Below are 12,844 nucleotides of genomic sequence, written 5' to 3'. Positions count from 1 at the left end.
AAAGACAGCATGTTCCCATCTTATATGTGCTTTGGCATGGAAGGATTTTGATCCCGATTTTCGTGCACCGAAACGAAGGAATTACGCCGATGGTGAGCCTCCATAGCGACGGGGAAATCATTGCTCAGACCCTTCAAAGGCTTGGCTATCGCACAATTCGGGGCTCAAGCAGCAGAGGCGGGAATAAAGCTTTCCATGAGATGGTCGATATTCTTAGCAAGAATGGCGTGGGAGCAATCATTCCCGATGGTCCACGAGGCCCGCGACATCATTTGAAGCCCGGGACCCTTTATATTGCCCAACAAAGTCAGGCTTACCTTGTTCCAGTTACGTTTTCGGCCAATCGTAAAATTGTTTTCAATAGTTGGGATCGCTTTGTTTTACCATTGCCGTTTGCCAAATGCGTTATGCTCTATGGAGAACCGGTACGGGTCGGCAAAGATTTTCCCACTGACCAATTAGAACAAATTCGTGAGAAATTTGAACAAGAGATGATTTCCTTGGAAAGAACAGCGGATGAATATTTTTAAATATCGCGGCTGGCAACGCGGATTGCTTCCTCTATCATTGCTATATGGTTTGGTGATTTGGATTCGCAATCGCCTTTACGACAAAGAAATACTTCGGTCGATAAAGATAGAAAACTGTCAAATCATCAGTGTGGGTAATATTTCGGTCGGTGGAACAGGCAAAACACCAGTGATCAGTTTTTTAGCTAAATACCTGGCAAAAAGAGGATTCAAAGTCGCGGTTCTCAGCCGAGGATACGGACGAAAGAGTCAGGGGACCATTGTTGTTTCCGATGGGAAAAATTTAATGACTGATGTCAAGCAAGGCGGAGATGAGCCTTATTTACTGGCACGTCAGCTTCCTACAATCCCAGTAGTTGTTGAAGCGGATCGGGTTAAAGGTGCTGAATTTATCCAACAAAATTTTCACCCAGATTTCATTTTGCTTGACGACGGATTCCAGCATCGCCGGCTAAAACGGAACTTAGATATCGTCCTGATCGATGCCAGCGTGGGTTTTGGTTCTGGCTATCTGCTCCCGGCTGGCTTTTTGCGAGAGCCGATTAGCAGCCTGTCCCGCGCCGATCTAATCTGGCTATCCCGAGTTGATCAAGCCAAAAATTTAGAAAAGTTGATCCAGCAAATTCGTAACCATAGTCAGAGTCCAATTATCACAAGCATACATCAGCCGGCTGCGATCGTCAAAAGTTCAGCCGATCAACAATTTGAAGCAAGTGCGATACGTGAAAAACGAGTGCTTTTATTTTCTGGCATCGCAAACCCATTATCCTTCGAAAGGACAGTTCAGTCACTCGGTGGAGTGATCGTTCATCATAAATGTTATAAAGATCATTACCAATTTACCATATCCGATATTGATTCCATCATGCAACTATCGGAGCAACTCGACATCGATCTCATTCTCACTACGGAAAAAGATTTTGTTCGATTACTACCAATTTTAAACCCAAATCAGCAATTCTTCTATTTGACCATTGAGATCCGATTAACTGCCGAAGCACAAATGACTTTAGATAGGTCGCTGGCTTTTTTTGAAAGAAGCTGATAACTCAAAGCGATACAATGACACTTAGCAGATTTTCTAAAGCAAGTGGAAACGCGTTTAGCCTTCAATCACTATAATTTAAACCATATTTTCAGATCAGCGCCACCATCAAATAGCAAATTTGTTCAATTATTATATGTCTGAGATGACATCGAATATTGCTTCTATCGATAGGAAAGCTTAGAGCGATTATCAACAACCAGTATGCTAAAAGTCTTAAATTTCTTTTGAGCTCATTTTGGATGAGGCATTTTTAAATAGACAAGTCCTTTTCTGCCGAAGTCTTGCAAATAAGAACGCGCGAGTTATTCGATTGAAATGGCAATCTTTGTCAATCAGCCCAAAAGCATTTTATTTTCTTTTTATGATATAATTCATTTTTCTGAAGCCTTAGTGAAAATATGAATTTTTAATATGAAAAAAAAGCTTGAAAAATTGAATTATTTTTGTTATTATATGTCCAGAATGAATTGTAGGATTTGAATAGGAGCGAAAGGTGACAGAGACGACAGGAAGAATATATAACATCTTAGCCGTGGATGATGATAAAAGCATCAGCACGCTGGTAAAAAGCATCCTATCACTGGAAAAACAATACGAAGTTACCACGGTGATAAATGGCGAAGCATGTTTAAAATATATTAGAGAACAATTGCCAGATCTGATCCTCATGGATATTCAGATGCCAGGGATCGACGGGATCGAGACATTAAAGCGGGTTAAGGAATTTGATCCTCGAATTCCAGTAGTCATGATGTCAGGCCACGGGACGATCGAGCGCGCCGTCCGTTCGATGAAATTAGGGGCTTACGATTTTATTACCAAGCCGATCGATCGTGATCGATTGCTCATCACAGTCAAAAATGCGCTAATGACCAGCTCACTAAAACGTGAGGTCGACGAGCTGAAGAGTGAACTGAAACAGAAATATACTTTTAAAAATATTATTGGTCAAAGCGGCGTAATGCAGGAGGTTTTCAAGGCCGTTGAAAAGGTTGTTGATAGCAATGTGACTGTGCTAATTCAGGGGGAGAGTGGGACTGGAAAGGAATTGATTGCCCGAGCCATCCACTATCATAGCAAGACACGCGCGAATAAACCATTCGTCGCAGTGAATTGTACTGCATTACCAGAATCATTACTCGAAAGCGAGCTATTTGGTCATGAAAAAGGTTCTTTTACGGGAGCAGTAGGAAGAAGAATCGGAAAATTTGAACAAGCGAATACGGGCACGATTTTTTTGGATGAAGTTGGACTGATGTCGCCAACGACTCAAGCAAAGGTCCTGCGTGTTTTGCAAGAGCGAGAATTTGAACGGGTTGGCGGCACCGAGCTCATCAAGGTAGATGTCCGCGTTATTTCAGCAACTAATAAAGACTTAGAAGAAGCTATGAAAAAAGGAGAATTTCGAGAGGATCTATATTATCGAATTTCCGTCTTTCCAATCAAATTGCCCCCATTGCGCGAGCGAAAGGAGGATATTCCGCTTCTTGCTGCCCATTTCCTCAAAAAATATAATGAACAAGAAAATAAGCAAATTGAGGGGATTTCGCCAGATGCGCTAGAGTTGCTTATGGCCTATAATTGGCCTGGCAATGTTCGCGAGCTGGAGAATGCAATTGAGCGCGCTGTGGTGTTAGCCTCAGACAATGAGATTACGCCGAAGGATTTGCCCGCCGCCGTTCGATCTTTAGGCGAGAAAAAATTATACGAATCTGACAATACCTTATCCAGTTGGATTGAAAAACTAGAAGAAGAAGCGCTGCGACAAGCATTATTGGAAAATGAAGGGAACATTTCGAAAACTGCCAAAAAACTGGGGATTGGTCGGGCAACGATATATCGAAAGGCAAAAAAATATGGCTTGCCAATTGTAAAATAGTCATATTGATGAAACCTGAATACCTTAGAAGGGCTGAATGCAGATCCATTCAGCCATTTTTATTTATGATATATTGCGATTGTGTTACAGTGAAACATTTGTTTCAAGGATAGACATGCAGGACAATCTACTTCTATTTGATTGCAATGTAAATCTATTATTAATAATACCTATAAATTTTTAAATAGTTATAACTTCTTAATATTATGCGGTATAATCTTTGCAGTCAATGGACAATGACCATATTTTTTAATATGAACACCAAAAGTCTATTGATTGCATGGAATCTGGAAAACTAGCTCAATTAGTTCGTAAGATCTGTGATTGCAATTATTCTGCCAGTGAGCTCACAGAATTCATCGACATTTCTCAAAAAATAGCCGTCAGTTATCTCAAATACTTAGAGGTCATCGGGAAGAATATTCGTCCCAAAAAAGCAGAAGGATTGAACGAGCTTCACGATGTCGCGATCGATTGCATTGCCGGTTTATTTATGAGAAATGAAAAGGGGGAATTTATCCAATTACAACGCTATTTCATCCCCAAGATCCGGTCTAATGCTCCGTTTACCGAATTAGAAGCATCCAGCATGCTCCGAAGACTCATTGTTAAAAAAACCAAACAAGAACTATCTCGGATATTCAGAGAGCGTGATCCTGAAGGGGCGAAAATCATCCGAAATATCAAAGTTGCAATCCGAACATGCTCCGATCTTCGTTCTTTTCGAGAAATGGGACGGGAATTTATTTATCTTGTTCCTAAGTCGAATTCCGAAGACTCGCCTTTTCAAACTGATCCCGATCCCGAAAATCAGACTTCCATTTCTCCTATGGGACAGCGTTTGTTGAAATGCTCTATCCCAGAGAAGCTACTATACCAGGAGTTTCTCGAAAAATATATCCCTGGAGATTCGGTAGCAAATATGATCAAAAAAATGTTAAATATCGTAGAAAGTTTTCCTGATTATCAGCCATATTTAGCCATCGATGTGGTCGCGACGATCATTCGAGAAGTCACTTTTCAACATGTCCGTGAAAAATTATCAAACGACATTGATGAGCATTCTCCATTAAGCGATCTTCAATCGAAAGAAATTGAGCAGGTCAATGAAACTATCATAAATATCATTCATCAAAAAATCAATCAGCAATATCTCAGAAAGAAAAAAATCACTCCTGAGAAAGCTGAAATATATTGCAAGGCTATTGTGGATTTTGTTAATGAACTAACCCAAGGAAAGGAAACCGAGTCTAACTTTCGTTATCTGAAGAGATACCTTCCAGATCTAACTCAGCAGGAATATCGGGAAAAAGAACGATCGATATTTGAATACCTTGTTAAAATTACTAAAAAGTCGTTAAGAAAAAAATTAAAAGAGCTACTCTAATTTTACGTAAATTAGAACAATTGTCTGTATATAAAAATGTAGTAAATAAACAAGGTATTCAAAAGCGAGTAACATCATGCTGGTATGTGATTTGCAATTTAAGGCTGTACATCATTTTGTCATTTTACTATTATGAAACGCCCAAGGCAATCCCATGTTAGCGGATATTGCTCGCACTTTTTAATTTATTCGGTTTACTTATATCGATCATGAAAATTACAAATGAAAAAGGTTGTCCTGACGTTCAACTTCTCGAGGCCTATGTTTCGAACCAATTCCTGACTGGAACTGATCGAGAAAAAATAGCAAACCACCTCGAAATTTGCCCCAAATGCTGCGCGCTGGTTTCCGAATTAGCACAATATTATGCAATTCTAAATCACGAAAAGAAAAAACCCATATCAAATGTTGCTTTCAAATTGGTTCATGATCTCGAAAAAGATAAGGTCATTATAGCAGGAATTTTGCTTCAACCCAATAGTGCAGATGAAAATCAGGAGATATTGAAATATCAGGCGGAAATTGTGCTACTCACAAAAATGGATGCAACTGTCGATATAGAGGATCTCGATTGCATCCCGCTCGGCGAAAAAGAAATATATGTCAGGGCAATTCAATCCACTAAAACGAACGAAACCACGCTTTTTCTGTATGCAAAGGACGAAAAGCTTTTTAGCAATGTTGAATTAAAACTCGAATCTAGCGATATCAGTTTTGTGAGTGATGAAATCGGCAAAATCGAAATTGGAAAAATCGATATCGAAACTTTCGAAGACCAACATTTGCTGATTACAACAAAGCGATCGTAGTCAATTCTGATAAGATCATGAATCAATCCAAAAGATTGTTAGGATTGTTATATCATGTGAATCAGAAAATAAAGACGGCTTGTTTGTACTAAGATACTTTCTATATAATGCCTACAAAATCAGAGCTCTAAATCTACCATTGTTTCAGACCATTTTTTATTTTTGAATTGTTTCTCCAACCGCGCCCTTCAGTTTTCTCTCTAAGCTTAGTGGATTGAAATGCAATTTAGCCATCTTACTTTTTTATAATTTCATATTGTTGATCCTCGATGACAAGATCTTTTTTGGCTCAGGCTAATTGAAATCAAGCGGTGAGTGCTATTTCGAAGTTGAGCAAATTTAGTCGAGCTTTGTTGATCGATTCGGCGATTTTCATTTTGTTCACTCAAAAAAAGACCACGGAATAAAAACATCAATTGAGCTTATTTGGCTTTCTTGACGATTTTGTTCCGTGGTCACTATTTGGTTAACTTGCTCACAGTACTAGAAGAAAAGAATGATGATAAATATCAATTAACTGGCTGGCTTGATTTTTCTTCTTTCTGCTGATTAAATTTTGCCATTGTTTTTTGCGCCTTTTTGATTTGTTGCTCAGTGTAACTTAATAGTCCTTGGTTCTTCAGGATTTTTTTTGCAATTCTTTTTCTCATGTCTATTTCACCTCCTCAACCCTAAAATTCGCTATCCTCAAATTTCACTGATGGGTACTCTCTCAACTTTTGCTTGAAAATTTGTTTGATTTGAGACAGCCGGTGCTCGTCCTTAGCCTCAAATCGGAGCACTAGCACTGGTTGAGTATTTGATGCTCTTACCAACCCCCAGCCATCACCAAATAGCACTCTTGCACCATCGATATCAATCGTCTCATATTGGCTTTTAAAACTGCGAGCGAGGTCGGCAACGACATCGAATTTGGCATCGTCCGAGCATTCCACCCTGATTTCTGGGGTACTAACAAAATAGGGGATTTCGTCAATCATTTCAGACAACTTTTGTTTGGAATGGCTGAGTATCTGGAGCAATCTTCCGGAGGCATAAATTGCATCATCAAAGCCGAAATAATCGTCCGCAAAAAAGAGATGGCCGGACATCTCTCCGGCGAACGGGGCATGTTCTGCTTTCATCTTGGCCTTGAGCAGGGCATGACCGGTTTTCCACATCAAAGGTTGGCCGCCATAGCGACTGATATATTCAGGAAGCGCTTGGGAGCATTTTACATCGAAAACAATCTTCGCTCCGGGGTTTCGACGGAGTACATCACGGCTAAACAATGCGATCAATCGGTCGGCAAAAATCATTCTGCCTTTCTCATCGATGGCTCCGATGCGGTCCGCGTCCCCGTCATAACCGATTCCAAGATCCGCGCCCTCGGTGATAACTTGTTGTTGTAATGTTTTGACATATTTGGGTACCGTTGGATCGGGTAGATGGTTGGGGAAACGACCATCGGGTTCACAATAAAGACAAATCGCTTCACAACCGAGATCCCGCCAGATTTGGGGTGCCACAGGTCCAGCAGTTCCATTCCCCGCATCAATTACCACTTTTAACTTGCGACCTATTTTTATTTTGGATTTGATCGTCGCAATATAATCCGGCAAAAAATCTCTCTGTTCTACCTGACCGGAGCCAGTCAGGAAGTCATGCTGTTCGATGATCACTCTCAACTTTTGAATATCTTGACCATAAATCGAAGCGATGCCATCGGACATTTTGAGACCATTAAATTCAATCGGATTGTGACTTCCTGTCACCATTACCCCGCCGTCAGCTTTGGCATGAACGATCGAAAAATATAGCACTGGTGTGGGCACTTCTCCGATATCGATCACATTGCCGCCTGTTGCGGTAATGCCTCGAATCAACGCGTTTTTGATGCGTTCTGAAGAGAGACGAACATCTCTACCGACCATGAATATTTTTCGTCCTTTGCGCCCCATAAACGTGCCGAACGCACGACCGATAAGTTCTATCACCTCATCCGTTAGTTCAGTTTCAGCAATCCCTCGAATGTCGTATTCTCGGAAGATATTTGGATTGATCACAGTTACCTCCTCAGTTCAAGCCTTGATTTTATTTTTTTGCCATAACAATCCTTGGCAGACCATTAAGATCACGAACCAATTCCACCGATCGAAAGATATGAGTGCTATCGAACAATTCGCGTACCGCTTCGAATTGCAGGGCACCGATTTCTATTGCTATAAATCCAACAGGTGAAAGTAGCGACAGCGCGATTTGGGCAATTCTCCGATAAAAATCCAATCCGTCCGTTCCACCATCCAGTGCAATGTACGGCTCAAAATCCTTGACTTCCTTAGGAAGTTGATCAAATTCATGTCGCGAGACATAAGGCGGGTTTGAGACGATGACATCGAACAGCTCTGTTACCGGCCAAGCATCTGAAAAAATATCGAGCTGAACAAATCTGATCCTGTCCGATACCTCATGAGCCAGTGCATTTTGTCCAGCGATTTTTATTGCCTCAGGCTGAATGTCAACCGCTATCAATCGAGAATTCGGCAAATGTTTCGCCAAAGCAATCGCGATGTTCCCACACCCAGTGCCAATGTCGAAGATCGAAATTGTTTTATCAGCGCCGTATCGGTCCTGACATAGCTCGATAACTCTTTCCACTAGTAATTCCGTTTCGGGCCTGGGAATTAAAGTGTACTGATTAAGCTTAAATTTTAAAGAAAAAAATTCGGTCTCCCCTAAAATATATTGAATGGGTTCATGAGCCGCACGACGCCGGAGCAATTGCCGATATTGCTCGAGTTCATCTGGCGTTAGAGGTCGCTCGAAATTCAAATAAAGTTGGACCCGATTAAGCTTTAGGAGATGGCCCAACAATAGCTCAGCATTTAATCTGGCATTATCGATTTCTTTTTTTCCCAGATAATCAGCGCTTAGTTTTAAAATTTCGAGCACGCGGTAAGGCACTTTTTTGCTCTTACATTAATCGAAATCTGATTGATTTAGCTTTTCGGCGCGATCGGCGATTTGAAGCTGCTCAATGATTTCATCAAGTTCGCCTTCGAGAATTTTGTCCAACTTATACAAAGTTAAATTGATACGATGATCGGTGACGCGATTCTGGGGGAAGTTGAACGTGCGAATTTTTGCACTCCGATCACCCGTGCTCACCATGGAACGGCGTGAGGCTGCCAGCTTCGCCTCCTCCTCTTGCTTCTTTTGTTCATAAAGCCGGGCTCGTAACACTTTTAGCGCCTTGGCTTTATTTTTGTGTTGCGACTTTTCATCTTGACAAGTGACCACCATTCCAGTCGGGATGTGGGTAATCCGAACCGCAGAATCGGTGGTGTTGACGCTTTGTCCCCCTGGCCCTGACGAACGAAATACATCGATTCGAAGATCATTTGGGTCAATGGTAATGTCTACCTCCTCAGCCTCGGGAAGCACCGCCACTGATGCAGCCGAAGTGTGGATTCGGCCGCTCGCCTCAGTAATGGGCACGCGCTGAACACGATGTACGCCGCCTTCGAATTTCAACTTGCCATAAGCTTGCGGTCCGCTCACCGAAAACGAGATCTCTTTAAACCCACCGATCTCCTGTGGGTGAGAGGAAAGCACTTCGGTCTGCCAACCCTGGCGCTCCGCATATTTCATGTACATTCGGTACAAATCCCCTGCAAATAGACATGCCTCGTCACCACCTGTGCCAGCCCGAATTTCGACAATAGCATTTTTTTCATCTTCTGGATCTTTAGGGATCAATAGCACTTTCAGCTCTTGTTCGACCTTCTCCCTTTGTTCGCGCAGTTCCTTTAACTCTAACTCAGCCAGTTCCACCAGTTCATGATCTGATTCCTTTTCGATAATCGACTCAGCTTCGGAAATTTGGTTAACGATCTTCTCATATTCATCATATTTTCTCACGATCTCTTCTAACTCACTTCGCTCTTTCGATAATTTCCGAAATTTGTTCTGATCTTTAAAAATGTTTGGGTCGCTCAATATTTCGTTCAGCTCGTTATATCGCTCTTTGATTCTCTTTAATTTTTCGAACATTTTTTCCCCTCTCATACTATGGATTAGGCTCTTCAAATAGCACCACGTTCGCGCCATCGACAAGTTGCTGCCCTAACGAACTTTTCAACGCAACCAGCGCAACTTCTAACATTGATTCATCTGGCTCGCGCGCAGTGATTCTTTGGAGCCAAAGCCCTGGAAGGATAAATAACTGGACCAACCGATGGTCCTTTGCCCTGTCTGACAATTTGACCAGCTCATACGAGACGCCGCCGATCAGTGGTACAAGTGCTAAACGGATCAAACGATCGGCAATCGTCTCGGGACGCCCCAACAACATAAACACCAAGATGCTGACGAACAGCACCATTAAAATAAAACTGGTTCCACACCGAGGATGCTGGGAAGCATAGGATCGCGAGTTCTCGATTGTCAATTCTTTTCCATCCTCAAAAGCAAAGATGGTCTTGTGTTCCGCTCCATGATACTGAAATATTCGGCGCACGTCTTTCCACATTGCAATCAGCAGAAGATACGCTATAAAAATTCCTGCTCGAATAATGCCATCAATTAAATTAAACCAAAAGCCATTTCTTGCCCCCAACCAATCCGTCAGCATCAGCGGCAGATAAAAAAACAATAGCAAGCCCGCCGTCAGCGAAACAGCTATGGTAATGATCATCCAAGCTGCTGAAATGCCGCTTTTGTTTTTTTGAGCTGCAACTCGCAATGGTTCTGACGCTGCCACATCGCCTGAAAAAGTTAGCGCTTTGATACCAAGCACCATCGATTCTATTAGCACAACAGCCCCTCGGACGATTGGCAAACCCCAAAATTGATTTCGCCGCGTCAATGATTGATATGGACTGTTTTTCAATAAAATTTTTCCATCAGGCCGGCGCACTGCCATGGCAACGCGCTCTGGAGATCGCATCATCACCCCTTCGATGATCGCCTGACCACCGACCATCATCTTCTCAGATTTCGTCAAGAATAACTCCTGGGTTAATAAATTAGCCAATAAATGAATAAGATTCGCGGCGAAGGGATAAATTCCACTCATTTTAATTATCAAATAACCAAGCTGACAATCAATGCTCGACGCCTGCGCTGAATTTATGATAATTGAAAAATTGCCCTGCGAATGACATCATTCAAGTTCATTTTTATCATCCGCAGCTCAAAATTAAGCGGATTTCTAATGTCCCTAATTTTGAGCCTGATCTTCTTTTGATAATAAAAAACGGAATACGAGATCCACCACAGATCGATGTTCATATTCCGTTCCTGAATTTTACAATCTGGCAGCTAAGAATTTTGATTGGTCTTTGAATTATCCTTTAAGCCATACTTTTTGATAAATTTTTCGACCCGGCCAGTAGAATCGACCAGTTTTTGTTTGCCAGTGAAAAAGGGATGACAATTGGAACATATTTCCAAATTCATATTTCCAATCGTTGAACGAACCTGAAACGTATTTCCGCACGCACACGTCACGGTTCCAACCACGTATTTTGGATGAATTTTATCCTTCAACTTAATCTACCTCCATTCCGCATCATTAAATATAACTTCATCAATTGATTTATGTCTCATCAAAAAATCGGATCATTTTATCACAAGTTCGCTTCTGATTCATCTTATGTAATTATTTGAATCGTCGAATGTAGATTGTCTTTATTCTGACCTCAATAAAAACTGGTTAACGCCACGAAAACGCTAAAACAAATTGGACAGAATCGTAGGCAAACTCAATAACTTAAAAGCGGTCAAATATAAGAAACTTTTCATTTCAATGCAAGCAAAAAATCAGGAATGCATGGATTCCAGGAATTTCTTGTTCGATTTTGTGCTGCGCATTTTCTCAAGGAGAAACTCAATTGCCTCGATCGGCGTGAAGTCGCTCAATAATTTACGCAAAATCCAGACGCGATTCAGCTCCATCTTGGAAAGCAACAGCTCCTCTTTTCTTGTCCCTGATTTATTGATATCAATGGCCGGGAAAATGCGTCGATCGGAAAGGTTTCGGTCCAGCACCAACTCCATATTGCCAGTACCTTTGAATTCCTCGAAGATCACTTCATCCATGCGGCTTCCGGTATCGATCAAAGCAGTTGCAATAATAGTAAGGCTGCCACCTTCCTCGACATTTCGAGCTGCGCCGAAGAACCGCTTCGGTTTATGGAGTGCATTGGCATCAACACCACCAGATAAAATTTTGCCGCTGTGCGGGACAACGGTATTATAGGCCCGGGCCAGTCGCGTAATGCTGTCGAGCAATATCACCACATCGTGTTTGTATTCAACCAGCCGTTTGGCCTTTTCTAGCACCATTTCTGCCACTTGCGTGTGCCGCTCGGCTGGCTCATCGAACGTTGAGCTGATAACCTCAGCCTTCACCGAGCGCTCCATATCGGTCACCTCTTCAGGTCGCTCATCAATCAGTAGCACAATGAGCTTAATTTCTGGATGATTGGCCGTAATTGCATTGGCGATCGATTGGAGCAACATTGTTTTTCCGGTTTTTGGCTGCGCCACGATCAAACCGCGTTGTCCCTTGCCGATTGGTGTTAGTAAATCCATAATGCGCGTGGAATAATTATTTGGATCGAATTCCAATTGGATCCGTTCCATGGGATAAAGCGGCGTAAGATTATCGAATAGAATTTTGCTCTTCGCCTCTTCGGGGTTTTCATAATTGACGGCCTCGACCTTGAGCAATGCGAAAAAGCGTTCGTTCTCCTTTGGTGGTCGGATTTGACCAGAAACAGTATCACCCGTGCGCAACCCGAAGCGCTTGATTTGCGAGGGAGAGACATAAATGTCGTCAGGACCAGGAAGGTAATTATAATCTGGGGAGCGCAGAAACCCATAGCCATCGGGCAAAATTTCCAATACGCCCTCCGCAAATATCAATCCCTCCTGCTTGGTCTGCTCTTCAAGGATTTTGAATATCAACTCTTGTTTCTTTAACCCAGATGCTCCTGAGATATTCAGCTCCTGAGCTACTTTTGTCAGTTCAGAAATTTTCAATGCTTTTAATTCAGCAATATCCATGTTATCATCCTTTTTTTAATGTTAAGCTGAAAATGATTTATTTTTCTTCTGTGGTTTATTTAAGAGATTTATTTTAGTGATGCAATTAGTCAATTCCGTCGATTATCGGTTTTGAATTGGAATTTAGCATGTGGTTTTGGT

12 protein-coding genes are annotated in these 12,844 nt (G+C 41.8%); 5 read left to right on the top strand and 7 right to left on the bottom strand.

What is annotated here, in order from left to right:
- The first annotated feature begins 47 nt into the window (after positions 1 to 47).
- The 5 genes from ONB37_10920 to ONB37_10900 all read left to right on the top strand — a co-directional run bounded on the left by ONB37_10920 (position 48) and on the right by ONB37_10900 (position 5,653).
- Positions 48 to 530 carry a lysophospholipid acyltransferase family protein gene (locus ONB37_10920; protein ID MDZ7400665.1) on the top strand — a complete coding sequence of 161 codons (483 nt, stop codon included), beginning with the start codon at positions 48 to 50 and terminating at the stop codon, positions 528 to 530.
- Complete coding sequence (gene lpxK, locus ONB37_10915) at positions 517 to 1,575, top strand: tetraacyldisaccharide 4'-kinase (GenBank protein ID MDZ7400664.1); 1,059 nt, start codon at positions 517 to 519, stop codon at positions 1,573 to 1,575. Before ONB37_10920 ends, lpxK begins: the two co-directional genes overlap by 14 nt.
- Before the next feature lie 496 nt (positions 1,576 to 2,071).
- A complete protein-coding gene (locus tag ONB37_10910) occupies positions 2,072 to 3,457 on the top strand; it encodes a sigma-54 dependent transcriptional regulator (GenBank protein ID MDZ7400663.1) in 1,386 nt (461 codons plus the stop codon).
- A gap of 922 nt (positions 3,458 to 4,379) precedes the next feature.
- Positions 4,380 to 4,844, top strand: coding sequence for a hypothetical protein (locus ONB37_10905; GenBank protein ID MDZ7400662.1), 465 nt, complete (start codon positions 4,380 to 4,382; stop codon positions 4,842 to 4,844).
- Positions 4,845 to 5,053: 209 nt separating this feature from the next.
- Positions 5,054 to 5,653 (top strand): zf-HC2 domain-containing protein, encoded by a 600-nt coding sequence (locus ONB37_10900; protein ID MDZ7400661.1) that lies wholly within the window; start codon positions 5,054 to 5,056, stop codon positions 5,651 to 5,653.
- Positions 5,654 to 6,162: 509 nt separating this feature from the next.
- On the opposite strand, the gene ONB37_10895 is transcribed toward ONB37_10900, so the two are convergent.
- From ONB37_10895 to rho, 7 genes are all read right to left on the bottom strand, one after another.
- Complete coding sequence (locus ONB37_10895; protein ID MDZ7400660.1) at positions 6,163 to 6,303, bottom strand: hypothetical protein; 141 nt, start codon at positions 6,301 to 6,303, stop codon at positions 6,163 to 6,165.
- Positions 6,304 to 6,324: 21 nt separating this feature from the next.
- Positions 6,325 to 7,698, bottom strand: a complete 1,374-nt coding sequence (locus ONB37_10890) for a phosphomannomutase/phosphoglucomutase (GenBank protein MDZ7400659.1) — start codon at positions 7,696 to 7,698, stop codon at positions 6,325 to 6,327.
- Positions 7,699 to 7,726: 28 nt separating this feature from the next.
- The gene (gene prmC, locus ONB37_10885; GenBank protein ID MDZ7400658.1) at positions 7,727 to 8,596 is read right to left on the bottom strand and encodes a peptide chain release factor N(5)-glutamine methyltransferase; all 870 of its coding nucleotides are present in this window, start codon (positions 8,594 to 8,596) and stop codon (positions 7,727 to 7,729) included.
- Positions 8,597 to 8,611: 15 nt separating this feature from the next.
- Positions 8,612 to 9,685 carry a peptide chain release factor 1 gene (gene prfA / locus ONB37_10880; GenBank protein MDZ7400657.1) on the bottom strand — a complete coding sequence of 358 codons (1,074 nt, stop codon included), beginning with the start codon at positions 9,683 to 9,685 and terminating at the stop codon, positions 8,612 to 8,614.
- A 16-nt stretch (positions 9,686 to 9,701) separates the two neighbouring features.
- Positions 9,702 to 10,637, bottom strand: a complete 936-nt coding sequence (locus ONB37_10875) for a DUF1385 domain-containing protein (GenBank protein ID MDZ7400656.1) — start codon at positions 10,635 to 10,637, stop codon at positions 9,702 to 9,704.
- Between the two features lie 317 nt (positions 10,638 to 10,954).
- Positions 10,955 to 11,182: a 50S ribosomal protein L31 gene (gene rpmE, locus ONB37_10870; GenBank protein ID MDZ7400655.1), complete on the bottom strand. Its 228-nt coding sequence runs from the start codon at positions 11,180 to 11,182 to the stop codon at positions 10,955 to 10,957.
- 273 nt (positions 11,183 to 11,455) lie between these two features.
- On the bottom strand, positions 11,456 to 12,703 hold the full coding sequence (rho, locus tag ONB37_10865; GenBank protein ID MDZ7400654.1) for a transcription termination factor Rho: 1,248 nt from the start codon (positions 12,701 to 12,703) through the stop codon (positions 11,456 to 11,458).
- Between the last annotated feature and the right edge of the window lie 141 nt (positions 12,704 to 12,844).

Source organism: candidate division KSB1 bacterium (assembly GCA_034506395.1).
In the GTDB taxonomy this organism is placed as follows: Bacteria; Zhuqueibacterota; Zhuqueibacteria; order Thermofontimicrobiales; family Thermofontimicrobiaceae; genus Thermofontimicrobium.
The sequence above is the reverse complement of the archived record's forward strand: the minus strand, read 5'-3'. Positions and strand labels throughout refer to the sequence as shown.